Source organism: Pseudomonas sp. Sample_10 (assembly GCF_004321495.1).
In the GTDB taxonomy this organism is placed as follows: domain Bacteria; phylum Pseudomonadota; class Gammaproteobacteria; order Pseudomonadales; family Pseudomonadaceae; genus Aquipseudomonas.
In genome coordinates this window covers 1-24,561 of record NZ_RCOE01000152.1, presented here as the reverse complement: position 1 = coordinate 24,561, position 24,561 = coordinate 1, and the positions used below count along the sequence as shown (strand labels likewise).

At 59.1% G+C, this 24,561-nt stretch carries 26 protein-coding genes; 14 read left to right on the top strand and 12 right to left on the bottom strand.

The window, feature by feature from the left end; genetic code table 11:
• Together D8U18_RS14990 and rlmF are read left to right on the top strand one after the other, a co-directional pair.
• Positions 1-1,496, top strand: a 1,496-nt coding sequence (locus D8U18_RS14990; protein WP_153189112.1) for a class I tRNA ligase family protein, incomplete at its 5' end; no start/stop codon positions are given.
• Between the two features lie 251 nt (positions 1,497-1,747).
• Complete coding sequence (gene rlmF / locus D8U18_RS14980) at positions 1,748-2,779, top strand: 23S rRNA (adenine(1618)-N(6))-methyltransferase RlmF (protein WP_056853660.1); 1,032 nt, start codon at positions 1,748-1,750, stop codon at positions 2,777-2,779.
• 173 nt (positions 2,780-2,952) lie between these two features.
• On the opposite strand, the gene D8U18_RS14975 is transcribed toward rlmF, so the two are convergent.
• Positions 2,953-3,234, bottom strand: coding sequence for an HU family DNA-binding protein (locus D8U18_RS14975; RefSeq protein ID WP_007905514.1), 282 nt, complete (start codon positions 3,232-3,234; stop codon positions 2,953-2,955).
• Between the two features lie 396 nt (positions 3,235-3,630).
• Here D8U18_RS14975 and yejK point away from each other — a divergent pair, with 396 nt between their 5' ends.
• Complete coding sequence (yejK, locus tag D8U18_RS14970) at positions 3,631-4,635, top strand: nucleoid-associated protein YejK (protein ID WP_056853631.1); 1,005 nt, start codon at positions 3,631-3,633, stop codon at positions 4,633-4,635.
• Entirely contained in the window at positions 4,635-4,985 is a 351-nt protein-coding gene (locus tag D8U18_RS14965) for a glutaredoxin domain-containing protein (RefSeq protein ID WP_056853632.1), read from the top strand. Before yejK ends, D8U18_RS14965 begins: the two co-directional genes overlap by 1 nt.
• 143 nt (positions 4,986-5,128) lie before the next feature.
• Here the strand turns inward: D8U18_RS14965 and D8U18_RS14960 are convergent, their stop codons facing one another.
• From D8U18_RS14960 to D8U18_RS14940, 5 genes are all read right to left on the bottom strand, one after another.
• Positions 5,129-6,064: a glutathione S-transferase family protein gene (locus tag D8U18_RS14960; RefSeq protein WP_056853633.1), complete on the bottom strand. Its 936-nt coding sequence runs from the start codon at positions 6,062-6,064 to the stop codon at positions 5,129-5,131.
• Positions 6,065-6,148: 84 nt separating this feature from the next.
• Positions 6,149-6,433 carry a GIY-YIG nuclease family protein gene (locus D8U18_RS14955; protein WP_056853634.1) on the bottom strand — a complete coding sequence of 95 codons (285 nt, stop codon included), beginning with the start codon at positions 6,431-6,433 and terminating at the stop codon, positions 6,149-6,151.
• Positions 6,434-6,473: 40 nt separating this feature from the next.
• Positions 6,474-6,944 (bottom strand): nuclear transport factor 2 family protein, encoded by a 471-nt coding sequence (locus tag D8U18_RS14950; protein WP_056853635.1) that lies wholly within the window; start codon positions 6,942-6,944, stop codon positions 6,474-6,476.
• A gap of 130 nt (positions 6,945-7,074) precedes the next feature.
• Positions 7,075-7,701 (bottom strand): DUF1120 domain-containing protein, encoded by a 627-nt coding sequence (locus tag D8U18_RS14945; RefSeq protein ID WP_131107893.1) that lies wholly within the window; start codon positions 7,699-7,701, stop codon positions 7,075-7,077.
• Between the two features lie 165 nt (positions 7,702-7,866).
• On the bottom strand, positions 7,867-8,505 hold the full coding sequence (locus tag D8U18_RS14940; RefSeq protein WP_056853637.1) for a response regulator: 639 nt from the start codon (positions 8,503-8,505) through the stop codon (positions 7,867-7,869).
• A gap of 399 nt (positions 8,506-8,904) precedes the next feature.
• On the opposite strand from D8U18_RS14940, the gene D8U18_RS14935 reads away from it, so the two are divergent.
• From D8U18_RS14935 to D8U18_RS14905, 7 genes are all read left to right on the top strand, one after another.
• Positions 8,905-9,501, top strand: a complete 597-nt coding sequence (locus tag D8U18_RS14935; protein ID WP_130903632.1) for a DUF1120 domain-containing protein — start codon at positions 8,905-8,907, stop codon at positions 9,499-9,501.
• Positions 9,502-9,540: 39 nt separating this feature from the next.
• Positions 9,541-10,164, top strand: a complete 624-nt coding sequence (locus D8U18_RS14930; RefSeq protein ID WP_056853638.1) for a DUF1120 domain-containing protein — start codon at positions 9,541-9,543, stop codon at positions 10,162-10,164.
• A 123-nt stretch (positions 10,165-10,287) separates the two neighbouring features.
• Complete coding sequence (locus D8U18_RS14925) at positions 10,288-10,998, top strand: fimbria/pilus chaperone family protein (RefSeq protein WP_131107892.1); 711 nt, start codon at positions 10,288-10,290, stop codon at positions 10,996-10,998.
• Between the two features lie 131 nt (positions 10,999-11,129).
• Positions 11,130-13,601, top strand: a complete 2,472-nt coding sequence (locus D8U18_RS14920; protein ID WP_131107891.1) for a fimbria/pilus outer membrane usher protein — start codon at positions 11,130-11,132, stop codon at positions 13,599-13,601.
• 10 nt (positions 13,602-13,611) lie between these two features.
• Positions 13,612-14,745 (top strand): DUF1120 domain-containing protein, encoded by a 1,134-nt coding sequence (locus tag D8U18_RS14915; RefSeq protein ID WP_131107890.1) that lies wholly within the window; start codon positions 13,612-13,614, stop codon positions 14,743-14,745.
• Positions 14,746-14,828: 83 nt separating this feature from the next.
• Positions 14,829-15,446 (top strand): DUF1120 domain-containing protein, encoded by a 618-nt coding sequence (locus tag D8U18_RS14910; RefSeq protein ID WP_131107889.1) that lies wholly within the window; start codon positions 14,829-14,831, stop codon positions 15,444-15,446.
• 62 nt (positions 15,447-15,508) lie between these two features.
• Positions 15,509-16,159 (top strand): DUF1120 domain-containing protein, encoded by a 651-nt coding sequence (locus D8U18_RS14905; protein ID WP_131107888.1) that lies wholly within the window; start codon positions 15,509-15,511, stop codon positions 16,157-16,159.
• A gap of 1 nt (position 16,160) precedes the next feature.
• Here the strand turns inward: D8U18_RS14905 and D8U18_RS14900 are convergent, their stop codons facing one another.
• Positions 16,161-17,468 (bottom strand): CynX/NimT family MFS transporter, encoded by a 1,308-nt coding sequence (locus D8U18_RS14900; protein ID WP_131107887.1) that lies wholly within the window; start codon positions 17,466-17,468, stop codon positions 16,161-16,163.
• A complete protein-coding gene (locus D8U18_RS14895) occupies positions 17,458-18,117 on the bottom strand; it encodes a FadR/GntR family transcriptional regulator (RefSeq protein WP_130903625.1) in 660 nt (219 codons plus the stop codon). Before D8U18_RS14895 ends, D8U18_RS14900 begins: the two co-directional genes overlap by 11 nt.
• A gap of 165 nt (positions 18,118-18,282) precedes the next feature.
• Here D8U18_RS14895 and D8U18_RS14890 point away from each other — a divergent pair, with 165 nt between their 5' ends.
• Both D8U18_RS14890 and D8U18_RS14885 read left to right on the top strand, forming a co-directional pair.
• A complete protein-coding gene (locus D8U18_RS14890) occupies positions 18,283-18,594 on the top strand; it encodes a type II toxin-antitoxin system MqsR family toxin (protein ID WP_131107886.1) in 312 nt (103 codons plus the stop codon).
• Complete coding sequence (locus D8U18_RS14885; RefSeq protein WP_130906419.1) at positions 18,591-19,082, top strand: type II toxin-antitoxin system MqsA family antitoxin; 492 nt, start codon at positions 18,591-18,593, stop codon at positions 19,080-19,082. The genes D8U18_RS14890 and D8U18_RS14885 overlap by 4 nt, the downstream gene beginning before the upstream one ends.
• Before the next feature lie 58 nt (positions 19,083-19,140).
• On the opposite strand, the gene D8U18_RS14880 is transcribed toward D8U18_RS14885, so the two are convergent.
• From D8U18_RS14880 to D8U18_RS14865, 4 genes are all read right to left on the bottom strand, one after another.
• A complete protein-coding gene (locus D8U18_RS14880) occupies positions 19,141-19,905 on the bottom strand; it encodes an amino acid ABC transporter ATP-binding protein (RefSeq protein WP_003178331.1) in 765 nt (254 codons plus the stop codon).
• Positions 19,906-19,933: 28 nt separating this feature from the next.
• Complete coding sequence (locus tag D8U18_RS14875) at positions 19,934-21,031, bottom strand: amino acid ABC transporter permease (protein ID WP_131107885.1); 1,098 nt, start codon at positions 21,029-21,031, stop codon at positions 19,934-19,936.
• 10 nt (positions 21,032-21,041) lie between these two features.
• Positions 21,042-22,223 carry an amino acid ABC transporter permease gene (locus D8U18_RS14870; RefSeq protein ID WP_056853649.1) on the bottom strand — a complete coding sequence of 394 codons (1,182 nt, stop codon included), beginning with the start codon at positions 22,221-22,223 and terminating at the stop codon, positions 21,042-21,044.
• A 65-nt stretch (positions 22,224-22,288) separates the two neighbouring features.
• Positions 22,289-23,320 (bottom strand): amino acid ABC transporter substrate-binding protein, encoded by a 1,032-nt coding sequence (locus tag D8U18_RS14865; RefSeq protein WP_056853650.1) that lies wholly within the window; start codon positions 23,318-23,320, stop codon positions 22,289-22,291.
• A gap of 468 nt (positions 23,321-23,788) precedes the next feature.
• On the opposite strand from D8U18_RS14865, the gene D8U18_RS14860 reads away from it, so the two are divergent.
• Positions 23,789-24,445 carry an alpha/beta hydrolase gene (locus D8U18_RS14860; RefSeq protein ID WP_056853651.1) on the top strand — a complete coding sequence of 219 codons (657 nt, stop codon included), beginning with the start codon at positions 23,789-23,791 and terminating at the stop codon, positions 24,443-24,445.
• The last annotated feature ends 116 nt before the right edge of the window (positions 24,446-24,561 follow it).

Below are 24,561 nucleotides of genomic sequence, written 5' to 3'. Positions count from 1 at the left end.
TGCGTGCCAAGCACAACCTCGGCCCGGACGTTGCGCTGCAACAGGACAACGACGTTCTCGACACCTGGTTCAGTTCGGGCCTGTGGACCTTCTCGACGCTGGGCTGGCCGGAAAAGACCGAGTTCCTGAAGAAATTCCACTCCACCGATGTGCTGGTCACCGGTTTCGACATCATTTTCTTCTGGGTTGCCCGGATGATCATGCTGACCATGCACCTGATCAAGAACGAGGACGGCACGCCGCAGGTTCCGTTCAAGACTGTGTACGTTCATGGCCTGGTGCGTGATGGCCAGGGCCAGAAAATGTCCAAGTCCAAGGGCAATGTCCTGGACCCGCTGGACATCATCGACGGGATCGAACTGGAAGAATTGGTGCAAAAGCGCACCTCCGGCATGATGCAGCCGAAACTGGCGAAAAAGATCGAGAAACAGACCCGCGACGAATTCGCCGAGGGCATCGCCAGCTATGGCACCGACGCCCTGCGCTTCACCTTCTGCTCGCTGGCGTCCACCGGTCGCGACATCAAGTTCGACATGGGCCGCGTCGAAGGCTATCGCAACTTCTGCAACAAGATCTGGAACGCCGCGCGTTACGTGCTGGACAAGGGCGAAGACTGCGGCCAGAACGGCGAAGCCTACGAACTGTCGCTGGCGGATCGCTGGATCATTTCGCAACTGCAGCGCACCGAAGCCGAAGTGACCCGTCAACTGGATCAATTCCGTTTCGACCTCGCCGCGCAAGCGCTGTACGAGTTCATCTGGAACCAGTACTGCGACTGGTATCTGGAACTGTCCAAGCCTGTGCTGTGGGACGAAAACGCTCCGGTCGAGCGCCAGCGCGGTACCCGTCGCACACTGGTTCGCGTACTGGAAGTGGCCCTGCGTCTGGCGCACCCGTTCATGCCGTTCATCACTGAAGAAATCTGGCAGCGCATCGCGCCGCTGGCCGGCATTCAGGGCAAGACGATCATGCTGCAACCTTGGCCAGTGGCCAACGAAGAGCGCATCGATCCGGCGGCCGAAGACGACATCGAGTGGCTCAAAGGCCTGATGCTGGGCACGCGCAACATCCGTGGCGAGATGAACATCGGCCCGGGTAAACCGTTGCCGCTGTTCCTGAAAAACGTCAGTGCCGAAGATCAGCGTCGCCTGACCGAAAACGAAGCGCTACTGAAGAAGCTGGCGCGCCTGGAATCGATCACCGTGCTGGCTGCGGGCGAAGAAGCACCGCTGTCCGCCACCGCACTGGTTGGCGAGATGGAAGTGCTGGTGCCTATGGCCGGCCTGATCGACAAAGGTGCCGAGCTGGCGCGTCTGGACAAGGAAATCCAGCGCCTGCAAGGCGAAGTGCAACGGGTTGGCGGCAAGCTGTCCAACGCCGGTTTCGTTGACAAGGCGCCAGCCGAAGTCATCGAGAAGGAACGCGCCAAACTGGCCGAAGCCGAACAGGCTCTGGGCAAGCTGGCCGAGCAGCATGCGCGGATTGCCAGCCTGTAACGGCAATTCGCAATGAACAAGGGAGGCCCAGGTGGCCTCCCTTTTCATGCCTACCGTTCTTCGCCCCCCTGTAGGAGCAAGGCTTGCCCGCGATGGCGATTCCACAGACGCCATCGCCGGCAAGCCTTGCTCCTACAGGAGGTATCCGCAGACGCCATCGCGAGCAATCCATGCGCCTGCAGGTCCCCGTGTTGGCATTGTCTGTGGGACAATGCCCGCCACTTTCAGCCATACCCGAATCGACCACCGCCATGACCGCCCCCCGTACACCGAAACCTGCGCGTAGAAAGCCTGAGTCCGCAACCCCGGCCAAAGTCGTGGAGCCGCGCGAAAAGGCCAGCCTGCATCCGCGCAATCGCCATCAGGGTCGCTACGACTTTGCGGCGTTGATCAAAAGCACGCCGGAACTGGCGAAGTTCGTGATCATCAACCCGTACGGCAAGGAAAGCATCGACTTCGCCAGCCCGGACGCGGTGCGGGTGTTCAACCGCGCGCTGCTGAAGTCGTTCTACGGCATCGCCCACTGGGACATTCCGGCCGATTACCTGTGCCCACCGGTTCCCGGCCGCGCGGACTACGTGCACTTTCTGGCCGATCTGCTGGCCAACGGCAATGACGGCGTGATTCCCCGCGGCGCCGCGGTGAAAGTGCTGGACGTCGGTATGGGCGCAAACTGCGTGTACCCGCTGATCGGTCACAGTGACTACCGCTGGCAGTTTCTCGGCTCGGAAATCGATGCCACGGCCATCGCTGCGGCCAAGGCGATCGTTCAATCCAACGGCTTGAACAAAGCCATCCAGATTCGTCAGCAAACCAATCGCAAGCAGATTCTTTTGGGCTTGCTGGAAAGCACCGAGCGCTTTGACCTGACTCTGTGTAACCCGCCGTTTCATGCTTCGCTGGAGGAAGCCACCCGCGGCAGCACGCGCAAGTGGCGAGCGCTGGGCAAGGCCGATCCAAAACGCAAACTGCCGGTGCTGAATTTCGGCGGTCAGGCGGCGGAGTTGTGGTGCGAGGGGGGTGAGGTGCGATTCGTCACGCAACTGATCGCCGAGAGTGCACAGGTCAGCCAACAGGTGTTGTGGTTCAGCACCCTGGTGTCGAAAGCCTCGAACCTGCCGGCTATCCAGACCGCGCTGAAAAAGGCCGGTGCACTGGAAAGCCAGGTGGTGGAAATGTCCCAGGGTCAGAAACAAAGCCGCTTCGTCGCCTGGACCTTTCAGACCAAAGCGCAACAACAAGCCTGGCGGCAGGCGCGCTGGAGCAAAGTCTCTGCAGAGTAAATGATATTGGCAGACCGCCCATGCACTTGTAGGAGCCAGGCTTGCCGGCGAAGGCGTTTTCAAGAGCGCCTTCGCCGGCAAGCCTGGCTCCTGCGAAAAAGGCATGCGCCGATCTGAGCCCACAAAAAAACCGTGCCCGGATTGCTCCGGCGCACGGTTTTTTTTAACAAGTCTTACTTGTTGACAGCGTCGGTCAGGCCTTTGGCCACAACCAGCTTGATCACTTTCTTGGCAGCGATTTCGATGGCAGCGCCAGTCGAAGGGTTGCGGCCGGTACGGGCAGGACGCTCAGTCACTTTCAGCTTGCCGATACCTGGCAGAGTGATTTCGCCGCCGTTTTCCAGCTGATCGGCAACGATTTGGCCCAGTTGGTCCAGAGCGTTACGCGCGGTGGTTTTTGGCGCGTCGATAGCTTCAGCGATGTCGGCGATCAGTTGGTCTTTAGTAAGAGCCATGTAGTGTTCCTTCCCTATCAAATTCATATGGATTGCAGAGTGCAATGTCAGCCATCGAGCCCGATCTTCTGGATCTGGCACCCTCGGCGAAATAACCTCGGGATCGGGGTTATAGATGCCGAAATCAGGGTTTGGTTCGACCTGACAAAAGCTGACTGCAGGCTTAACGCAGTGACTTCGCGCAAGACCGGGCAAAACTAGCACAGAGACGGGGAAATATCCGCCTCTAGCTACCCATTTGGTCAGCTTTATTGCTCTAAACCGGGAAAAAATCGCCCAAGCGCCGCCGGTCGCCCGGGAATTGGCCTTCGAACCGCGCCAAAACCAATGGTTGCGGTACACTGGGCGCTTTTTCGGGGGAGCCTGGCCTCCTCTCTTCAATCAGCCGAGAAGCCCATGCCGATCCGTCATTGCATCGTCCACCTGATCGACAAAAAACCCGACGGCACGCCTGCAGTTCTCCACGCTCGCGACTCTGAACTGGCCGAGTCCGCCGCCATCGAGAACATGCTTGCCGACCTCAACGAAAGCTACAACGCCAAGCAAGGCAAGGCCTGGGGATTGTTTCATCCGGAGTCCGGCGCCTTCCCGTTCAGCGGCTGGTTGAAGGAATACCTCGACGGCGCCCAGGACTTCACAGCCTTCAGTCGCGTAGCGGTGGAACACCTGCAAAAACTGATGGAAGAATCCAACCTCTCGGTCGGTGGCCACGTGTTGTTCGCGCATTACCAACAAGGCATGACCGACTATCTGGCCATCGCCCTGCTGCACCACAGCGAAGGCGTTGCCGTGACCGAGCAACTGGACGTCACGCCGTCCCGTCACCTGGACCTTGGCCAGCTGCATCTGGCGGCGCGGATCAACGTGTCCGAGTGGCAGAACAACAAACAATCCAAGCAGTACATTTCGTTCATCAAAGGCAAGAACGGCAAGAAAGTCTCGGAATACTTCCGCGACTTCATCGGGTGTCAGGAAGGCGTCGACGGGCCGGGTGAAACCCGCACCTTGCTCAAGGCGTTCAGCGACTTCGTCGAAAGCGAAGACTTGCCGGAAGACGACGCTCGCGAGAAGACCAAGACCCTGGTCGACTACGCCAGCAGCCAGGCCAAACTCGGCGAACCGATGGGCCTGGAAGAGCTGTCGGAATTGATCGACGAAGATCGTCCAAAAGCCTTCTACGATCACATTCGCAACAAGGACTACGGTCTGTCGCCGGAGATTCCGGCAGATAAGCGCACCCTCAACCAGTTCCGGCGCTTCACCGGCCGCGCCGAGGGCCTGTCGATCAGTTTCGAGGCGCACCTGCTGGGCTCGAAGATCGAGTACGACGAAGAAGCCGGCACGCTGATCATCAAAGGCCTGCCGACCTCACTGACTGATCAGCTCAAGCGACGCAACTGATGCTCGGCAATGTCCTGAAAAAGGTCATGCTGGTTCTGCTGGTCGTGGTGGTCTATCAGAACTGGGGCAAGATCGAGCGGGTGTTCAACCCGTCGCAAGTGGTGTCCGAGCAGACTCAAGCCAGGGCCAAGGTCGTGCTGTACGCCACCGAGTGGTGTGGCTACTGCAAACTGACCCGCCGCTTTCTCGACCAGAAAGGCATTGCGTACAAGGAATTCGATATCGAAAAAGATGCCCTCGCGCGCAAGGACTACGAGGCGCTGGGCGGTGGCGGGATTCCGATAATCGATGTGAACGGGACGCTGATTCGTGGGTATGACCCGGATGCGATTCTGGCTGCTTTGAAGTAATCCTTCAGATACACGCAATGCTGTGGCGAGGGAGCGTGCTCCCGCTGGACTGTGTAGCAGTCCCTTTTCCGGGGGCCGCTTCGCGCCCCAACGGGACGGTGCGGCGATCCGACAAGCTCCCTCGCCACAGGTGAATGCCTGAGTCAGCAGGCTTCGATACGAAAACCAAAGCGCGGAAAGTGCACATGCACCACACCGCCACGTTCGTCTTCGCGACGCACAATCAATTCCTCGCGCCCGGCAAACAACAACTCGCCCGTCACCGGATCAACGCCATAGTCGGTGGCTGCGACCAGCACTTGCTGGCCCGCCGTGAACCCGTTTGGATCGACGAAATCCTCATTCGGTAACGCCGCTGGTGTCGACGAACGAGCCACCTCCAGCGCCTCTTCGGAGGACATTTCGCTGGATGCACCATGACCGAAGCCCAGCACCCGGGCATGCCAGGCGCTGACCGCCGGATACGCATCGACCAATGGCGCAGTCACAGGCGTCGCCTTGAGAAACCACAGCGAGTGCGCCAGCGCGAAGTCGGCAATCGATGGCTCGCCAAACAGGAAGTCGCCCTGCTCGCGCTGCAGTTGCAACTCCAGGCGCGACATGAGAGTAGGCCACTGATGTTTGGCCTGCTCGATGGACAGTTTTGTCGCACTACCACCGCTGAACAATCCGGCACGGTCGGCGAGAAACGCCTTGATCGCTTCCGGCGGCAAATTGCCGAAGCGTACGGCGACCGATTCCGGTTGGAACACCAGGCTGACCGCATGCTGGAACACCACCGAATCGGCCCAGGTCGCAAAGCTGGCCGTGATCATTTCCTGGCCTTCGGGGAAGAACGCCGGCAGGGCTTTTTCCTGTTCGAGTCGGCGGGCGATCAGCGCCGTGTCGCAATAAATATCCGCGCCGACCTGCAACACCGGCGTCTTGCGGTAACCGCCGGTCAGGGCCGTGAGATCGGGTTTTGGCATCACCGGCGAGATTTTCACCGAGCGCCATGACAGCCCTTTGAAACCCAGCAGCAAGCGCGCCTTCTCCGCAAAGGGTGACGTCGGGTAATGATGCAGAATCAACTCGGACATGCTCGGCTCCGCCGCAAAGATCAGGAGCCCGCAGCTTAGCGCGCAATCGTTTAGCAGCCTACAGATCTGCCTGATGGGAACCGATCAGTCAGATTGATAAGACGCCACCAGGCATTCCTTGGCGCTCTTGCGCAACTTTTTGATCAGTCGTTCCTGGCGCAGCGCTTCGCTTTTGTCGCGGCAGACTTCGGTGTAGACCAGCGCCATGGCCGGGCTCGAGAGGAAAAAGCGCGCGCCCTTGCCGCTTTGATGCTTGGCGAATCGTCGCACCGGGTCGTCGCTGATGCCGCAGTAAAGCGAACCGTTGGCCGCACGCACCAGGTACACGAACCAGGGTTTAGTGATGGGAGCTTCGCTCGGGCTGTTCACGTAACGATCGGGACTTGAGTGGAAACAAGCCGCAATCTTATCAGCGACTGGCCTGGAATGCCTTCAGCCCCTTCAGGGCTTGAGTGCGGACGGCGTTGCGTACCAGCGGTGTCCAGCCCAGCAGTAGGCCCTTGACCCCGAGCGCCTGACGCGACCAGGCCCACATATCGAAGCGGTCATGATGTTCGCAGATCTTGCCGTCGCGAAACACGAACCGCGCCTGAATATCGTTGACCACCACATTGCCGGTCTGGCTGAACAGATACGTCGCCACCCAATGCGCGCCGCCTGTGCGCTCGTCACTGTGCACGTTCTCGAAGGTCAGGGAAAAATCCCTGGCACGGGTGGTGAGCATGCGCCACATGTCGCCGGCATCGCGCCCGCGCAGTTCACCAAACGCAGGATCACTGAACACCACGTCATCGGTATAGCAGGCGCTCATCGCTTCGGCATCCAGTCGCTGGAAAGCCTGGTAGAAGCGGGTGATCAGGGCGTTGTGGGCATCACTCATGGACAGGCTCCGCAAATATCATCAGTAGGTCAGCACGATATGCCGCGAGTGCGTGAATAACCATGGCTATTCACCATAAAAATGCAGGCACTGCTGCAGCCCTGCGACCCACTGAATGACGCTTCGCAACTTAAAGGTAAACGATATCCAGGGTAGCGCTGCCGTCTATGGGCATCTCGGCTGTGAGCGTTCCTGGTTTATTGATGCTCGTCGCCACAATCAGATCGGCCGCCATTGTCTGGATGGCGACGGGCGTGTAATCCGGGTTGCCCGGGCCACTCACGGACCTCATCCACTCAGGTTGCCAGATTTGGCCAGTGCTCGAATAGAACCATGTATTGCCATTGACTGACTCCACCACTGGAAGTACTGCGCCGTCCCCCAGCACGTTCTCCATGGTCAAGTTATAAAACCCAACCTTGTGGTCACCTTCGCCCACGCCCAACCCAAAGGAAGACAGGCCATTGTTAGAGGCAGTCCCCTTCCTGTTATCGGTACTTTTAACTGCAAACAATGTAGCGGCATCACAACTTACGCTCATTTGTAGAGCAACTTGCGGTAACGTATTTACGCCTTTTTTCAGATCTTTGAATGAGATCTTTCCGTGATCGACCATTCCACCATTGGACAACTGCGGCATACACGCCGCTGGCGTGATTTTCCCCGTGACACTCAAATCGACGCTCGATGCAGCATTGACGCTGGTCGTGCCAGCAACCAGCAGAGTTGCAGCGATATAACTTAAACGCTTTTTCATTTCCTTATGTTCCTTCAGACACTTTATTTATTTTGCAGAGGCGGATTTCAACTTATCGAAATCACCAAACCCCCTACTTGGCGACTGCAATATAAGCCCGCAATAAGCGTCAAAAAATACAACTAATACGAATTTTCCTTGAGGGTGCTGACCCACACGAACTTATCAATCCTGATGCACCATTCCGCTCTCACGGGCATAGGCGAACAGATCCACATCGGTAGAAATGCCCAGTCTTCGCATGGCCATGATTTTCTGTTTGCTGATCGTGGACACGCTGCGGTTGAATTGCTCGGCAATTTCACTCACGGTCATGCCGCTGGCGAGCATTCTCACCACTTCATGTTCCTTGGCCGACAGCGATGGAGATCCCGATTGCGCCTCGGTTTCTGCCGAAGCCAGTGCCGCGCGCAAGGAGTCGCTGATAAATCGCCGCCCTTCGCCCACCGCCTTGACGGCCATCGGCAGCTCCCTGGCCGAGGCATCCTTGGCGATGACCCCCATTACACCTTGGGCAATTGCCGCTCTGAGCGTCATGACGTTGGCGAGCATCGTGACCAGAATGATTGAAGTTTGCGGATAGTGGCGTCGCACCATTCCGAGCATTTTCAAGCCATCGGCCTGCACGTTGCCGGGCATGCTGAAGTCAGTGATCAGCAAATCGCAAGGCGATGTTGAAAGCAGGCTCAGCAGGCTGTCAGGCCCCTCAGCCTCGCCCACGATGACGCAAGTGCCGCTCAGGTCAATGAGCATCCGCATTCCAATACGAACCACCGGATGGTCATCAGCAATGATTACCTGCATTGTCGGATTAATCCTGTTGAGTGACTGGAGTGCGCAAAAAAATAGCGCCGTCCTTGCACCATCACAACGACCAATCTCGCACGCAAAAAAATGTCAGCCAATGTCTGCGGGGGACTGTCCTTTATCCGATAGAACAATAAGAAGCGCCCTACAGTTCATATATCCGATAGACCACATAGATAGCCTACAGACAACGCCTTCATTCAATACAAGCTGTAGTACACCTCGCACTTTCTTACAGTCAATGGCACGTTTTCGTATTAGTTGCATTCCACCTGATTACCTCGACCGTTAGATTGCGCCTGTCCGTACAGGGCAACTTCCAATCATCTTCGTTCAAGGAAAAGCGAATACATGAACCAAGGACGACCCATCACGCAACGATGCGCCCTCGCTTTGATGAGCATAACGTGGCTGACCTGCGCGCACTCTGCGCTGGCGGCGGGCAACGCCGATCTGAGTGTCAGCGGAATCATTACACCGAGTTCCTGTACACCCTCACTGTCGAACGGCGGCATCGTCGATCACGGCAAACTGACGTCGAAAAATCTCGATCAGGACTTGCCTACCCGGTTGCCCGCCAGCGAACTGCAGTTGCAGATCGATTGTGAAGGCCCGACCTTTTTCACCCTGACCACCATCGACAATCGCGCCGGAACGTCGGCCGTCAACCAGGCTTATCACGGCCTGGGTACGGTCAACGACGACCAGAAGCTGGGTAGCGTGGGGTTCGGAATCTTCGAACCGCAAGCTGACGGCAATACGGTGTTGACCATCATGTCCCGCGACAACGGCAGTAACTGGGGACTTTCGACCTATCTGGGGCACGCCGGGTTGACGGCGTTTGCCAGCCCTGACGATCTGCGTACGCCCATCGCGTTGCAGCACCTGAGTGCTCGCTTGCGCGCCGTCACCCTCATTGCGCCAGCCAGTGGCCTGACTCTGCTTGATGAGGTGCCGATCGACGGGCACGCCACACTGCAGATCACTTATTGATCATCGCGCCGCTGTTTATTCCACATCAGGAGCTTCACCATGAACAAGACTTTCAACACCCTCTTGGGCGCCATGTTGCTGGCCGGCAGTGCCTGCGCTTTTGCTGCCTCCAGCGTCGACCTGAGCGTGAGTGGGACGATCACTCCGAGCGCCTGCGAACCAACCCTGTCCAAAGGCGGGCTGGTGGACTACGGCAAGATTTCGGCCAAGAGTTTGAACCCTGACAAAGCGACATGGCTGCCCGAGCAATACGTGCAACTGACGCTCACCTGCGACGGACCGACGCTTGCCGGCCTTGAGGCCAAGGACAACCGTGAAGGTTCAGATTTCAATAATGACCCCTACGATTTCGGCCTCGGGCTAATCAACACCAATCAAAAACTGGGAGCGATGAACTTGCAAATTAGGAGCCCACTGGCGGACGGCATAAGAGTCGGCACGATTGGTTCGGAGGACCGCGGTTCGACCTGGTACCAAACCCGCGATCTGATGCGAACCAACATTCTCACCGTCGCCGACGTCAGCAGCGTAATACCAAAACCGTTTCAGACACTGGTTTCCGATCTCGAGATCGCACCTCGAATTGCCCCTGCCAACCAGCTCAACCTGACCAACGAAGTGGCCATCGATGGCTCGGTAACCCTGTCTGTGGTTTACCTGTAAACCATCGAGAAATCGAAGCGCGGCAGGTCGTCCACCCGACCTCCTGCCCGTTCACCAGGACTGCGTTGACCAGAACTAACTCTAGCCATGCTGACTTTTCCTTTTTTTACACAGGCAACCACCATGACTCTTTTCAACGGCGCGCGATGCAGACGTTTCTGTCTGGGCACGCTGGCCTATCTGTTCGCTGGCTACGTCGTGGCCGATGGCATGGTCCCCGACACCTCTGTGGTGATCGTCAATGAAGCCGATGGCGAAACCTCGGTGTCGGTCACCAACACTGACGCAAACCTGTCGTTGCTGCATGTCACCCTCGAAGACATTCCCGAGGACAAGGAACCGCTGTTGTTCGTCACGCCGCCGCTGGCCCGGGTCGAGGCGGGCAAGAGTCAATTGGTGCGGTTCATCCTGCAGACCTCCACGCCCCTGACCACCCAGCGCCTGAAGCGGGTCATTTTCGAGGGCATGCCTCAAGACCGTAAACCGGCCGAAGCCGGGCGTGCACGGGTCGGCGTGACGGTGCGGCAAAACTTGCCGGTGATCCTGCACCCCAAGGGCCTGGTGCCCAATCGCACACCGTGGACGGGGCTGACCTGGCGCCTGCAAAACGATCAGGTCAGCGTGCACAATCCATCACCCTATGTCGTGCGTTTGGCCCAGGAACTGACGCTGCTGCCCGGTAATGGTTCGGCGTTGTTGCCGCGCACCTACGTGCTGCCGGGGGAAACCTTGAGCGTGCCCGCCAAAGGCGCTGCCGCCACCCGCGTACGGATACAACCGGCGACGGTCTACGGCTTCGCGGTGCCGCATTTCGAAGCACCGTTCGAGTCCTGAACCGCCACGACTGCGCGACGATGGAATAACCCGCGCCGAAGTTTTCGGGTAACGGCCAGCGAGCTGTTACCCAAGGCGTGACTGAATTTCAACGATCAGTTCAGCACGCCCGCATAAACCAAGTGAACCCCATGAACACAGTAACTTTTTACCGTGATGGCGAAGCCGTGCCTGTGATTCGGACCCGCGTCCACTCACGCCGGTTGCGTCGACGGACAACATTGGCCTTATTGCTGATCAACACGCTGATGGTGCTCGACGCTCGCGGTAGCGAATTACTACTGGCGTCCTTCGATAGCAACACGCTGCGACAGCGCGGTATCGATCCGGCACTGGCGACCTTGCTGATGGAAGCGCCACGCTTCGCCACGGGCCGGCATTCGGTGACGCTCAGCGTCAACGGCCAACGACAGGGTCGCGTCGACGTCGCCTTCGATCGCGCCGGTGTACTGTGCTTTGACCGCACGCTGCTCGACAAGGCCAACCTGAACGTGCCCGAGCAGATCCTCGACGACGATGGCCGTTGCTACGACTTTCTCGCCCTCGCGCCGCAAACCGCCATCGAACAGGATCCGGCCAACCTGGCCCTGACGCTGGTTGTGCCGACCCATGCTATTCGACCCGCCGAACGCGATGTCAGCGGCTATCAAACCGGCGGCGTCGCTGCGCTGCTCAACTACGACATTACCGGACAGCACAGCCGTTTTGGCGAGGGTACGAGCCGCTATGCCTCGGCCAACACCGAGCTGGGTTTCAATGCCGGCGACTGGATCGTGCGCAGTCGTCAGGTGCAGACCTGGCAGGATGACGTGTCGCGCACAACGCATATCGCCGCTTACGCCCAGCGCACCTTCGCCAGTCACGAAGCCGTGTTGCAGGCCGGCCAGATCAACCTTTACAACCCGGTGTTGGCCGGTGCGCAGATCACCGGCGTACAGGTTCTCAACGAACAGGCGCTGCAAGCCGAAGGGCAAAGCGCAGTCATCGAAGGCATCGCCAACAGTCAGGCACAGGTTGAAGTGCGGCAGAACGGTTCGCTGATCTATTCCACCGTGGTGCCCGCAGGCCCCTTTGCCCTGAACAACGTGCGCCGGCTCAATAGCCGCTCCGACGTCGAAGTCACAGTCAAGGAGGAGGACGGCAGCCAGCGCAGTTTCACGATACCGGCGGCGATGCTCGGTATCGGCTTGCCAGCGCCAGGCTTCTCCCTTGCGGCGGGAACCGTGCGCAGGAGTGGCGATGAGCAGGGTGACGAACCCTGGGTCGTCAGTGGCGGATGGAGCGGCGTATTGAACCCGCAAATATTGATCAGCGGCGGGCTGACCGGCGCCGCCGACTATCGCGCGGCCGGTACCAGCGTCGGCCTGTTGCCTTCGCCGGATACCCAGCTCCAGGCGACACTGACCGGCGCGGATGCCAGCGGCCGCCAAGGCGGCCAGGGGCTTCAGGCCGACCTGAGCCTGTCGCACCGTTTCAGCGAGCGCTGGGCACTGAATGCCGCAAGTTCCTACCGAACCCTGGGTTATCGGGAACTGGAAGACGCGGTATTTGACAACACTAACGACGACCAGAAATCCCGCTACCGCGACCAGCAAAGCGCGGCCCTGTCATGGTCCCATCCGTGGTTCGGCGCCTTCAGCGGTGGCTTCAGTCAGTCAAGCTCGTTCGATGGTCAGAGCAGCAGCCGCGCCCTGGCGTCCTGGGGCACCAACATCAAAGGGGTGTCGCTATCGGCAACGGCGGAATGGCAACTCAGTGGGCCCAATCGCACCGACGATAGCGTCTACCTGAATCTGAGCATTCCCCTGGGTGAAAACCGTCGTGCGCGCACCTGGGTACGCAGTTCCGGTGGCGAGTACCGCAGCGGCGTGGGCTTGAGTGAACAGCTCAACGACCAACTGGCGTACCGCGTCGGCGCTGAACACGACTCCCGCAATAAAGAGGTGCAGTCGTCCGCCGGCGTTTCCCTGCTGCCGCGCTACACCCAGCTGGATCTCAACTACACCCGCGCCGACGCCGCGCGCTCCAGTTACCAGGCCAGCGCCCGAGGCGGTGCGGTGCTGCACGACCGAGGTTTGACGCTCTCGCCTTACCCGATCAGCGACACCTTCGGTTTGCTGTCTGTTGGCGAGATGGGTGCCATCAAGGTGTCGACGCCGAGCGGTCCGGTGTGGACCGATTGGCAAGGTCAAGCAGTGATTCCACAGCTCACGGCCTATGGCAAAAGCCCGGTGGAAGTCGACACCAAAACCCTGCCGCGCAACGCCGACATCAGCAACGGCCTGGCGGTGATTTCCGCCGGGCGCGGGGCGGTCGACAAGGTCGAATTCGGCGTCAGCCTGACCCGCCGCGCACTGCTAAAAGTCACCACCGCCAACGGTGCACCCCTGCCCCGCGGCGCTGCGGTGAATACCGAGGATGGCGAGTTTGTCACCCTGGTTCAGGAGGGCGGACTGGTATTCCTGCCCAACGTACTGGCCAGCCAGGCGCTGTTCATCAAGGCGCCCGGGCTTGAGCGTTGCGCACTGCATTTCGAACTGCCGGCAGACGCCGATACCGACGCCTACTACGAAACCACTGCCGCCAAGTGCAGAGCCCCATGAGGATGACTTGATGAATCTGACCCGCCTGTTGCTGGCTTCCGTCGTTGCGTTGACGCTCTCACCTTTTGCCTGGGGATCGGTTGAGGACTGTCAGTTAAACCTGAGCCAGCCGGTCGTCGATTACGGCTTGATGAACCGTGCGATCCGCGCCGATTCGGTATCGGAGCGCAACCTCGGCGAGCGGCGGTCGAGCCTCACCCTGACCTGCTCGAAACCCACCGACATGAGCCTGTTCTATCGGGCCATGGCAGCAACGTCCAACCGCTTCCACTTTGCCGAACGTGGCACTTATCAGTTGCACATCCGCGACGCGGTGCTCGATGGTCAGTCGGTAGAGCTGGGGCTGATCGCCGCTGCTGGTCAGGCACCCGCACAAACCGCAGCGCAACTGGCCTGGCGACCGGAACATGGCGTGGTTCCGGTGCAAGGCGGAGTGCCGATACAGGGCCGCACTTTTTCGGCCCAGCTTGAATGGACGGCATGGGTTCAGGAACAAGGAATGCAAGTGCGCGACGCGGTGACCTGGGAGGTGGCCGGGGTGTTCGACGCCGTGTCGGCCGATCGCAGTCGCGAGGCGACGTTGCGTGCACGCTTCGCTCCGGCGGCCTGCGAAGCGGCGCTGTCCAACGGCGGTGTGGTGGATTTCGGCAGCCTGACGATCAACGACCTCAACGCCGACAAGAGCACCCGCCTGCCCGCGCGCTCGCTGAACTTGCGGGTCGGCTGCGATGGGCCGACGGCTTTCGCGTTGATCATGCACGACAATCGTGCGGGCTCGGCGACAGTCGACAGCGACTTCCATTACGGCCTCGGCACCGATGCCCGCAACAACAAAATCGGCTTTTTCGCGCTGAATATCGACCCGGCAAGCGCCCATGCCGACAGTTTTGCCCGCCTTTATCGAACCGACTCAGCCGGTGGCAACACAGGCTGGAGCAGCGCCAGCGCCAATCCGATCGCCATCGCCAAGACCCGTTACCTGAGTTTCACCGACAGCGCTGGCAGCAGCGCGGGCCCGACCATGATTCAGACCTTCAACGCCAGCATCACCGTCGATGCGGTCATCGCGCCGCTCAACAGCCTGGACTTGAGCAACGCCATCGACCTCGATGGCGCAGGAACGATCGAGATCATTTACCTGTAACACCTGACCCACCTGGTTGAATCCGGGGCGCAATCAAGCGCGCTGGATCAGCCAGGAATAAACCCGCAAAAAGGAATGAAAAAATGAAAAAGTACTTCATGGCATTGTCGACCGCCGCTCTGGTCAACGTCGCACCTTATGCCCTTGCATCGTCCACGGACCTGACGGTCACAGGCGTCATCACCCCGGCTGCCTGCACGCCAAGCCTGTCCAACGGCGGTGTCGTGGATAACGGCAAGATTTCGGCGAAGGACCTCAACCCGACCACCAGCACCATGATTGGCAGGCATCCGCTGAAACTGACCGTGGCGTGTGATGCACCGATTCAGTTCGCATTGAACCCGATCGATAACCGGGCCGGTACTGGAGCATTACGGACCTGGTTCGGTCTGGGATTAACCGATGCAGGCGAAAAACTAGGTCATTTTTCGATCGGTGTCAGTAATACCCTCGCGGACGGAGTGGCGGCGCAAGCAATCGAATCCGACGACAACGGTCAATCCTGGTTCAGGGCTCACGGGTCAGCCCCCGGGCTCCTCTTGTCTGTAGCCTCAACCACTGATGACAGCACGCCATTGAGGGTAAAAGACCTGACCATGGATTTCGAGGTCAGAACCAGCATCGCGCCCGCCAACAGCCTGACCTTGACCGATGAAGTGGTCATGGACGGTTCCGCGACATTCGAAATGAAATACCTGTAAGCCCCTGAAAAACTGCAGGGGCGTGCTCGCTCCTGCAGCTCAGATGCATGAGGAGCCCATCGATGAAAGATTATTTTGCAGCACCTTTGACTGTCGTTCTTGTCTGCGTCGCGCCCCATGTGCTGGCCGCCTCGACGGTCGACCTGACGGTGAAGGGCACGATCACGCCCGTCGCCTGTACACCGGTCCTGTCCAACAATGGCACGGTGGATTACGGAAAGATCTTCCGCCAGGACCTGAGCGTCGACAAGCGCACGCAACTGCCTGATCAAGTGCTGGACCTCAACATCCAATGCAACGGCCCTTCGCGTTTTGCCCTGGTCATGCACGACAACCGCGACGGGTCGGCCATCGTCAACAGCGAGATTTATTACGGGCTGAATCGCGACAAAAGCGGCAACAACATCGGCCTGTATTCGCTGAACTTCGATCCCGCCCAAACGGTGGTGGATGACCTTTCGCAGGTCTACCGCACCGACTCCACCACGGGCGGCCTGGCCTGGAGTTTATCCAGCAGCCGCCCGATTCCGATTGGCGCCAAAAGCTACCTGGGATTTACCGACGTTGCCGGTAGCAACGCCGGTCCGATCTTCATCCAGCACCTGTCGAGCCGAGTCACCATCGAAACCGTCATCGCGCCCACGTCCCAGCTGGACTTGAGCGCCGATGTCCAGCTCGACGGTTCGGCGACCCTGGACATGGTTTACCTTTGATTCAGACTTTTTCGCTGAGCACCTGGACATACAGTGAACGCCCGGCGCCCAAGCCGGCAATGATGGCGCCGAGGCCGATCACCCCAAAGATCCAGCCCACGGCGGTCCAGCCACCGGTCCAGTCATGCACGATGCCGACTGCGAATGGGCCCATGGATGCCAAGGTGTAACCGAAACCCTGGGTCATGCTCGACAGGTTCGCCGCCACATGGGCATCGCGCGAGCGCAGCACGATCAGGGTCAGCGCCAGGCTGAACGTGGCGCCCTGCCCCAGCCCCAGCACAATCGCCCAGCCCCACAAGCCTTCGAGCGGCGCGTACAGGCAACCGAACAGGCCGCCGAGGGTCAGCGCCATCACAATCACGATGGCCAGGCGCTGATCCTTGCCGCGAGTCGCCAGCCATGGCGCGGCGAGGGAACTGACCAGTTGCACGATCACCGAACCCGATAACACCAGCCCTGCCTGGGTCGGCGTCAGCCCGCGACCGATCAGGATCGATGGCAACCAGCCGAACACGATGTAAGCCAGTGACGATTGCAGGCCCATGTACAAGGTCACTTGCCAGGCCAGCGGGTCGCGCAGCAAACCGCGAACGCGGTAAGCGACATGATGCGCGCCGTGCTTTTGCCCCACTTGCGGTAACCAGAAAAGGGCCGCGACCAGGGCCGGGATCACCCAGAAACCAAGGCCCATGGCCCAGCTCCGGTCGAAATGCTCGCTCAACGGCACGGTCGCCCCCGCTGCCATCGCCGCCCCCAGGCACAGGGCCATGGTGTAGACACCGGTCATGGTGCCGGCCTGCCTCGGGAAATCACGCTTGACGATGCCCGGCAGCAAAACGCCGATCACACCGATGCTGGCACCGGCCAACACGCTGCCGGCAAACAAACCGATTTCGCCAAAAGAGCTGCGCACGATGATGCCGCCAGCGAGGGTCAGCAAAATGCCCAGCACTACCCGCTCGGCACCGAAGCGACGCGCCAGCACCGGCGCCAACGGCGCAAACAGACCGAGGCAAAGCACCGGCAACGTAGTCAGCAAACCAGCCTGGGAGGCCGAAAGACCGAGTGACTTCGACACGTCACTGAGCATCGGCGCCATGCTCGACAACGCGGGGCGCAGGTTCAGCGCCACCAGAATCAACCCCAGCAGCAACAGCCAGGGCCGACGCAGGACCGGATGCGTTTGCTGGACCTGCTCGTCATCGGCCTCGGCATCGATCAGCAACTCTTCGAGCTCCGCCGTGCGCTTGGATTGCGTGATATTGCTGTGATCGCTGGACATGCGGTTCTCGGTTTCAAGGTTCATTGATCAACTGCCTCGACAGCGCTTTGGCGCGTTCCGGGTCGCGTTGTTCGACGGCATCGAGCAGTGCGATGTGCAGGTCGAACACTTCCTGGCGTCGGGGCGTGATGTTCAGGCAGTGGCGCAACTGCGCGCCGACGACGCTGGAGAAATAGCGATACAACTCGCTGAGCGTGGGGTTGTGCGCCGCATCCACCAGGCGACGATGGAACACCAGGTCGCAGGCAATATAGGTGTCGAGGTCGCCGTGATAGTGGCTGCCGCTGACACCCAGCGCTTCGCGCAACGCCACCAGGTCTTCATCGGTTCGGCGCAGTGCCGCCAGCCCAATGGCCTCGACTTCGAGGATGTGCCGGGTTTCGCGGGCCTGTTCCCGCGAACAACTGGACAACGCCTTCAAGGTGTCCAGCGGATCAACCACCGCCCGTAGATAACTACCGTCGCCCTGGCGGATTTCTATCAACCCGGAAAACGCCAGCACGCGCATGGCTTCACGCACCGTGTTGCGGCTAATGCCCAGTTCTGCCGACAGCTCGGGTTCGGTGGGTAAGCGCTGGCCGACCGTCCAGGCACCTTGGGTGATGCGCAGACGCAACTGGTCCAGCGCCTGGTCGACCAGGGATCGTTTAACTAATGGAGAAATGTCAGACATAAGGCTCGCCTTTTCATCCAATCATAGGATGAATTATCTGACATGTTAGTCAGCTTCGAGTAGGACGGCAACCGCCTAGGGTCAGAGAGAGGAAATGCAGCGGGATTTTCGATTAGTCAAAATTACCCTTTAAGGGTAATTTCAGGGACAGGGTTTTGGATTCTTATGGAAAAGAACACACCCCATTTCGACTTGGCGGTGATCAAGGCCGAAGTCAGGCGGCTTAGAAGAAAAGCCTTCACCAAAACCGCGGCAAAGGCCGGTCTGAATCTCGGCCTTAGCCTCAGAGAGATGCAAGATATCGTTTTCGAGTTACAGAACAGGATGTTGTACAAATCGATGACCACTTATGACGATCATCGAGTCTGGCAGGACGTGTATCACATCAACTCACAAAATCTGGAGATTTACATCAAGGTGACGTACCGCCCTGCCGGCGGCCCACCGGTAATCTCCTTCAAGGAGAAAAACCCATGAATACCCAGCAATGTTTCAGCTGTGGTGCACGTGAGGGAATGAGACATTTCGAGGGGCGCAGCGAGACCCTGAGTGTCAAAGGCATGGAGCGCCGAGTAGATAATCTTTCTGGCTGGGAGTGCCAGAAGTGCGGTGAAGTCGAGTGGGACCCCGATACGGATAGTGCGGAGCGTTATGGGGAAGCAGGTGATGCGCTGGTCATCGCCGCCAGGCAAATGATCGGCGCCGAGATGAAGCGTATCCGTCGCAAATTGCACCTTACGCAAAAAGAGACGGTGCAACTGCTTTCCGGTGGCGGGCACAACGCATTCTCACGTTACGAACGCGGCGAAGTTCTTCCGCCGAAGGCGTTGATGCTGCTAATGCGCCTGCTGGATCGCTACCCGCATTTACTCGCCGATGCGAAGATCCTGGCTGAAGGAGCGGATTTGAGGGGAGCGTTCAAATTTACTGAGCACCAGGAGCACGAAACACTCACTGTGCCGTGAGCCGCAAACATAAAAAACCCGGCGCGAGGCCGGGTTTGTTTTATCAGTCAGCCTGCCATCAATGCAGAATCTGACTCAGGAACAGCTTGGTCCGATCATTCTGCGGGTTATCGAAGAAGTCGTTCGGTGCTGCCTGTTCGACGATCTCCCCCTTGTCCATGAAGATCACGCGGTTGGCCACGGTACGGGCAAAGCCCATTTCGTGGGTCACGCAGAGCATGGTCATGCCGTCTTCGGCGAGGCCGATCATGGTGTCGAGTACCTCTTTCACCATTTCCGGATCGAGTGCCGACGTCGGTTCGTCGAACAGCATGATTTTCGGCTTCATGCACAGCGCGCGGGCGATCGCCACACGCTGTTGCTGGCCGCCGGACAGTTGCCCCGGGTACTTGTGCGCCTGTTCCGGAATGCGTACGCGCTCCAGGTAATGCATGGCGATTTCCTCGGCCTTGCGCTTGGGCATCTTGCGTACCCACATCGGCGCCAGGGTGCAGTTCTGCAGGATGGTCAGGTGCGGGAACAGGTTGAAGTGCTGGAACACCATGCCGACTTCACGGCGGATCGCTTCGATCTGCTTGAGGTCGTTGGTCAGCTCCACGCCATCGACCACGATGCGCCCCTGCTGGTGTTCTTCCAGGCGGTTGAGGCAGCGGATGGTGGTGGACTTGCCGGAACCCGACGGGCCGCACAGCACGATACGCTCGCCCTGCTTGACGTTGAGGTTGATGTCCTTGAGTACGTGAAACTGGCCGTACCATTTGTTCACGCCCTGCATCTGAATAATGCCTTCAGGGCTCACAGGCTGCTTGATTGCTTCGCTCATCACAAAACTTCCTAAATTGGGTAGCGCGTCAGCGCTTGTGGCCAGTGTCGAGCTTGCGTTCCAGATGCATGGAATAGCGCGACATACCAAAACAGAAAATCCAGAACACCAGGGCGGCGAACACGTAGCCTTCGGTGGCCATGCCCAGCCATTTCGGATCGGCAGCCGCTTGTTTGACGCTGTTGAGCAGGTCGAACAAGCCGATGATGATTACCAGGCTGGTGTCCTTGAACAGTGCAATGAACGTGTTGACGATGCCGGGGATTACCAGCTTCAAGGCTTGCGGCAGAATCACCAGGCCCATGCTGCGCCAGTAACCCAGGCCCATCGCCGCGGCCGCTTCGTACTGCCCCTTGGGGATCGCTTGCAGGCCACCGCGCACCACTTCGGCCACGTAGGCCGACTGGAACAGGATCACGCCGATCAACGCCCGCAGCAGTTTGTCGAAGTTCATGCCTTCAGGCAGGAACAGCGGCAGCATCACCGAGGACATGAACAGCACCGTGATCAACGGCACGCCGCGCCAGAACTCGATGAAGGTCACGCAGACCACCCGAATCGCCGGCATGTTCGAACGGCGGCCCAGCGCCAGGACAATCCCCAACGGCAGCGCACCGGCGATACCGACAGTGGCGATCACCAGGGTCAGCATCAGACCGCCCCACTGGCTGGTCGCCACCTGGGTCAGGCCGAAAACGTCACCGTGCAACAGGCACCAGGCAATGATCGGGTACAGCACCAAAAAGCTCAGGCCATACACCGCTTTACGCGGGAAGCGCGAGATGAACAGAGGCGCTACGCCAATCACCGCCAGCCATACGGTCAGGTCGACGCGCCAGCGCAGATCCGTCGGATAGTAGCCGTACATGAACTGGCCGAAACGCTGCTGGATGAACACCCAGCAGGCGCCCTCCTTGGTGCAGTCGGCCTGGCTGGTGCCTACCCAGTTGGCGTCGATGATGGCCCACTGCAGAATCGGCGGAACCACCAGGTAGATCAGGTAGAACGCGAACAGGGTCAGCAAGGTGTTGAGCCAGCTGGAGAACATGTTTGCGCGCATCCACGCCACTACACCGATGCTGCTGCTCGGTGGTGGCATGTCAGGTTTGAAAGTATGAGTACTCATGCGCTTTTCCTTACCGCTCGATCAGCGCAATGCGCTTGTTGTACCAGTTCATCAGCAGGGAAATGCTGATACTGATCGCCAGGTACACGCTCATGGTGATGGCAATCACCTCGATCGCCTGACCGGTCTGGTTCAGCACCGTACCGGCAAACAGCGAGACCATTTCCGGATAGCCGATACCGGCCGCCAGCGAGGAGTTCTTCGCCAGGTTCAGGTATTGGCTGGTCAGCGGTGGAATGATCACGCGCAGGGCTTGCGGAATGATCACCTTGCGCAGGGTCGGACCGTTGCGCAGGCCGAGGGAATGCGCCGCTTCGGTCTGGCCGTGGCTGACCGACTTGATGCCCGAGCGCACGATCTCGGCGATGAACGCCGCGGTGTACACGGTCAGGGCCAGGGTCAAGGCCAGCAGTTCCGGGATCAGCACCCAGCCACCGACGAAGTTGAAGCCCTTGAGCTGCGGCATTTCCCAGTGAACCGGTGCGCCGACAATCAATGCGCACAGCGCCGGAATCACCAGGAACAGCGCCAGGCCGACCCAGAATTTGTGGAACGGCACGCCGGTGGCTTCGAAGCGTTTGTTGGCCCAGCGGCACATCAGCACGATGGCGACGATGGCCACCACGACGCTGACCACAAACGGCCAGAAACCGTCGGCCATCAGCGCGGCCGGCATGTTCAGGCCACGACTGCTGACGAAGAAGGTATCGCCGAAGTTATGGCTGTTGCGCGGTCCCGGCATGGTCAGGAATACCGCGAAGTACCAGAACAGGATCTGCAGCAGCGGCGGAATGTTACGGAAGACTTCCACGTATACCGTCGCCACTTTGGCGATGATCCAGTTCTTCGACAGCCGCGCCACACCGACGATGAAGCCGAGGATGGTTGCCAGAATCACGCCGATGAAAGTCACCAGCAATGTGTTGAGCAGGCCGATGACAAACACCCGGGCGTAACTGTCCGCTTCGGTGTAGTCGATCAGGTGTTGAGCGATGCCGAAGCCGGCACTGCGCTCCAGAAAGTCGAAACCGGAGGTGATGCCCCGGTGTTGCAGGTTGGTCTGGGTGTTATCGAACAGATACCAGCCCAGCGAGACCACCGCGATAATCGTGATGATCTGGAATACCCACGCACGCACTCGTGGATCGCTGAGGCTGAGCCTCTGCTTTGGTGCGCCGATTGAATTTTGCATGAAGTGCCCCGGAAATAATGGAACAGAACATCACCCGGTGGTTGGCCCACCGGGTGATAGAACCATCAGCGCACTGGTGGTGCGTATTGAATGCCGCCAGCGTTCCACAGAGCGTTCAGCCCGCGGTCGATTTCCAGCGGAGTGCTCTTGCCGAGGTTTTTCTCGAACACTTCACCGTAGTTGCCGACTTGCTTGACGATTTGTACGACCCAGTCTTTCTTCACTTTCAGGTCTTTGCCGTACTCACCGTCGGTACCCAGCAGACGAGCAACGTCCGGGTTCTTGGTGCCCTTGGCTTCGGCTTCGACGTTTTTCGACGTCACGCCCGCTTCTTCGGCGTTGAGCATGGCGTAGCCAACCCAGCGCACGATGGCCAGCCACTCGTCGTCACCGTTACGCACGACCGGGCCCAGAGGTTCTTTGGAAATGGTTTCCGGCAGAACCACGTAGTCTTTCGGCGAAGCCAGCTTGCTGCGCTGGGCGAACAGTTGGGACTTGTCGGAGGTCAGCACGTCGCAACGACCGGATTCCAGCGACTTGGCGCTTTCGTCGGAGGTGTCGAAAGTGATCGGGGTGTATTTCAGACCGTTACCGCGGAAGTAGTCGGAAACGTTCAGTTCGGTAGTGGTGCCGGCCTGGATGCAGATGGTCGCGCCATCCAGCTCTTTGGCGCTCTTGACGCCCAGCTTGTTGTTTACCAGGAAGCCGATGCCGTCGTAGTAAGTGATGAAGCCCGGGAATTTCAGACCCATGCCTGCGTCACGGGAGCTGGTCATGGTGGTGTTGCGCGACAGAATGTCGATTTCGCCGGACTGCAGCGCGGTGAAGCGCTCTTTGGCGTTCAACTGACTGAACTTGACCTTGGTCGCGTCGCCGAATACCGCAGCGGCCACGGCACGGCAGTAGTCAGCATCGATACCGACAATCTTGCCGGTGGCGTCTGGAACCGAGAAACCAGGCAGGCCATCGCTGACGCCGCACTGTACAAAACCTTTCTTCTGCACTGCATCCAGGGTCGCGCCCGCCTGAGCGAACCCACTGACGCCGAGTACTGCGGCTGCAGTCACGACTGCCAGGGTGGATTTCAACATCTTCATTCAAACCTCCAGTTTTGCTCTTGTTGTGTCGGAGCGTGAGTCCTGTCGCACCCTTTTGAGGCGTTGTTGACCCGTGTTGGTTTTTTTTAGGGTCAACCGACGTAGGACCGTAGCCATGAGTCTAGTAGGAGAAAATCCACATCATGGACAACTCACTTCTCACCAATCGGCCGAACGGGCTGTAGCCCTTTCACGTTCGCGAAGCCCGTAGCGGACACTGGCGAACATCCATTACCGGATTTTTTGCTATCCCACTGCCAACAATGGCCTGATAGTGTTACCGACAGTTGTGGGATTCTTCATACGCGCTTCCCTATAGCAAAGCCCGTACCACACCGCCCGCTTAAGCGGTTAAGCGACAGGTCAATAGCAAAACTTGTAACCTTGCGACATCTTCGTAACTGATCAACCAGACGCGCACTCACCCCTCGCACTGAATGAGAGCGCACGCACAATATTGGAGCAAACATGACCGAGCCCTTGATCCTAGAACCCGTCAAGCCCGCAGACGCCTGCGTGATCTGGCTCCACGGCCTGGGCGCCGATCGCTATGACTTCCTGCCCGTGGCTGAAGCCCTGCAGGAAACCTTGTTGAGCACACGCTTCGTTCTGCCTCAGGCGCCAACCTGTGCGGTCACCATCAATGGTGGCTACGAGATGCCCAGCTGGTACGACATATTGGCCATGAGTCCGGCTCGCGCGATCAACCGTGAGCAGCTGGAAGAGTCCGCACAAAAAATCATTAAGTTGATCGACACGCAGCGAGCCATCGGAATAGACGCCTCGCGCATTTTCCTGGCCGGTTTCTCCCAAGGTGGCGCGGTGGTCTTGCACACCGCTTTCCTGAAATGGCAGGGACCGTTGGGTGGCGTACTAGCCCTCTCCACTTATGCCCCGACCTTCAGTGACGAACTGGAGCTGTCCGCCAGCCAGCAGCGTATTCCGGTGCTGTGCTTGCATGGCCAGTACGACGATGTAGTGCAAAACTCGATGGGCCGCAGCGCCTACGAGCATTTGAAGCAGCGTGGTGTCACCGTGACATGGCAGGAATACCCAATGGGCCACGAAGTGTTACCCGAAGAGATCCGCGACCTTGGCGTCTGGCTTGCCGAACGCTTGCGTTGAACTTTCCTGCGATTTTTTGCTTAAAACAGCCCTTTGATCCATCCCACTACGCCGCGCCCGTTTCTTGCATTACACTGGCCGGCGTACATTCCTTAACCAATTGATGAGATGACCGT

What these genes read in the sequence shown, in the direction of transcription:
- D8U18_RS14905 (WP_131107888.1), top strand. Translation starts at nt 15,509, where the DNA reads ATGAAAGATTATTTTGCAGCACCTTTGACTGTCGTTCTTGTCTGCGTC.
- D8U18_RS14915 (WP_131107890.1), top strand. Translation starts at nt 13,612, where the DNA reads ATGAATCTGACCCGCCTGTTGCTGGCTTCCGTCGTTGCGTTGACGCTC.
- D8U18_RS14930 (WP_056853638.1), top strand. Translation starts at nt 9,541, where the DNA reads ATGAACAAGACTTTCAACACCCTCTTGGGCGCCATGTTGCTGGCCGGC.
- D8U18_RS14940 (WP_056853637.1), bottom strand. Translation starts at nt 8,505, where the DNA reads ATGCAGGTAATCATTGCTGATGACCATCCGGTGGTTCGTATTGGAATG.
- yejK (WP_056853631.1), top strand. Translation starts at nt 3,631, where the DNA reads ATGCCGATCCGTCATTGCATCGTCCACCTGATCGACAAAAAACCCGAC.
- D8U18_RS14965 (WP_056853632.1), top strand. Translation starts at nt 4,635, where the DNA reads ATGCTCGGCAATGTCCTGAAAAAGGTCATGCTGGTTCTGCTGGTCGTG.
- D8U18_RS14900 (WP_131107887.1), bottom strand. Translation starts at nt 17,468, where the DNA reads ATGAACCTTGAAACCGAGAACCGCATGTCCAGCGATCACAGCAATATC.
- D8U18_RS14870 (WP_056853649.1), bottom strand. Translation starts at nt 22,223, where the DNA reads ATGCAAAATTCAATCGGCGCACCAAAGCAGAGGCTCAGCCTCAGCGAT.
- D8U18_RS14920 (WP_131107891.1), top strand. Translation starts at nt 11,130, where the DNA reads ATGAACACAGTAACTTTTTACCGTGATGGCGAAGCCGTGCCTGTGATT.
- D8U18_RS14935 (WP_130903632.1), top strand. Translation starts at nt 8,905, where the DNA reads ATGAGCATAACGTGGCTGACCTGCGCGCACTCTGCGCTGGCGGCGGGC.
- rlmF (WP_056853660.1), top strand. Translation starts at nt 1,748, where the DNA reads ATGACCGCCCCCCGTACACCGAAACCTGCGCGTAGAAAGCCTGAGTCC.
- D8U18_RS14895 (WP_130903625.1), bottom strand. Translation starts at nt 18,117, where the DNA reads ATGTCTGACATTTCTCCATTAGTTAAACGATCCCTGGTCGACCAGGCG.
- D8U18_RS14960 (WP_056853633.1), bottom strand. Translation starts at nt 6,064, where the DNA reads ATGTCCGAGTTGATTCTGCATCATTACCCGACGTCACCCTTTGCGGAG.
- D8U18_RS14950 (WP_056853635.1), bottom strand. Translation starts at nt 6,944, where the DNA reads ATGAGTGATGCCCACAACGCCCTGATCACCCGCTTCTACCAGGCTTTC.
- D8U18_RS14975 (WP_007905514.1), bottom strand. Translation starts at nt 3,234, where the DNA reads ATGGCTCTTACTAAAGACCAACTGATCGCCGACATCGCTGAAGCTATC.
- D8U18_RS14945 (WP_131107893.1), bottom strand. Translation starts at nt 7,701, where the DNA reads ATGAAAAAGCGTTTAAGTTATATCGCTGCAACTCTGCTGGTTGCTGGC.
- D8U18_RS14880 (WP_003178331.1), bottom strand. Translation starts at nt 19,905, where the DNA reads ATGAGCGAAGCAATCAAGCAGCCTGTGAGCCCTGAAGGCATTATTCAG.
- D8U18_RS14910 (WP_131107889.1), top strand. Translation starts at nt 14,829, where the DNA reads ATGAAAAAGTACTTCATGGCATTGTCGACCGCCGCTCTGGTCAACGTC.
- D8U18_RS14865 (WP_056853650.1), bottom strand. Translation starts at nt 23,320, where the DNA reads ATGAAGATGTTGAAATCCACCCTGGCAGTCGTGACTGCAGCCGCAGTA.
- D8U18_RS14875 (WP_131107885.1), bottom strand. Translation starts at nt 21,031, where the DNA reads ATGAGTACTCATACTTTCAAACCTGACATGCCACCACCGAGCAGCAGC.
- D8U18_RS14925 (WP_131107892.1), top strand. Translation starts at nt 10,288, where the DNA reads ATGACTCTTTTCAACGGCGCGCGATGCAGACGTTTCTGTCTGGGCACG.
- D8U18_RS14890 (WP_131107886.1), top strand. Translation starts at nt 18,283, where the DNA reads ATGGAAAAGAACACACCCCATTTCGACTTGGCGGTGATCAAGGCCGAA.
- D8U18_RS14860 (WP_056853651.1), top strand. Translation starts at nt 23,789, where the DNA reads ATGACCGAGCCCTTGATCCTAGAACCCGTCAAGCCCGCAGACGCCTGC.
- D8U18_RS14885 (WP_130906419.1), top strand. Translation starts at nt 18,591, where the DNA reads ATGAATACCCAGCAATGTTTCAGCTGTGGTGCACGTGAGGGAATGAGA.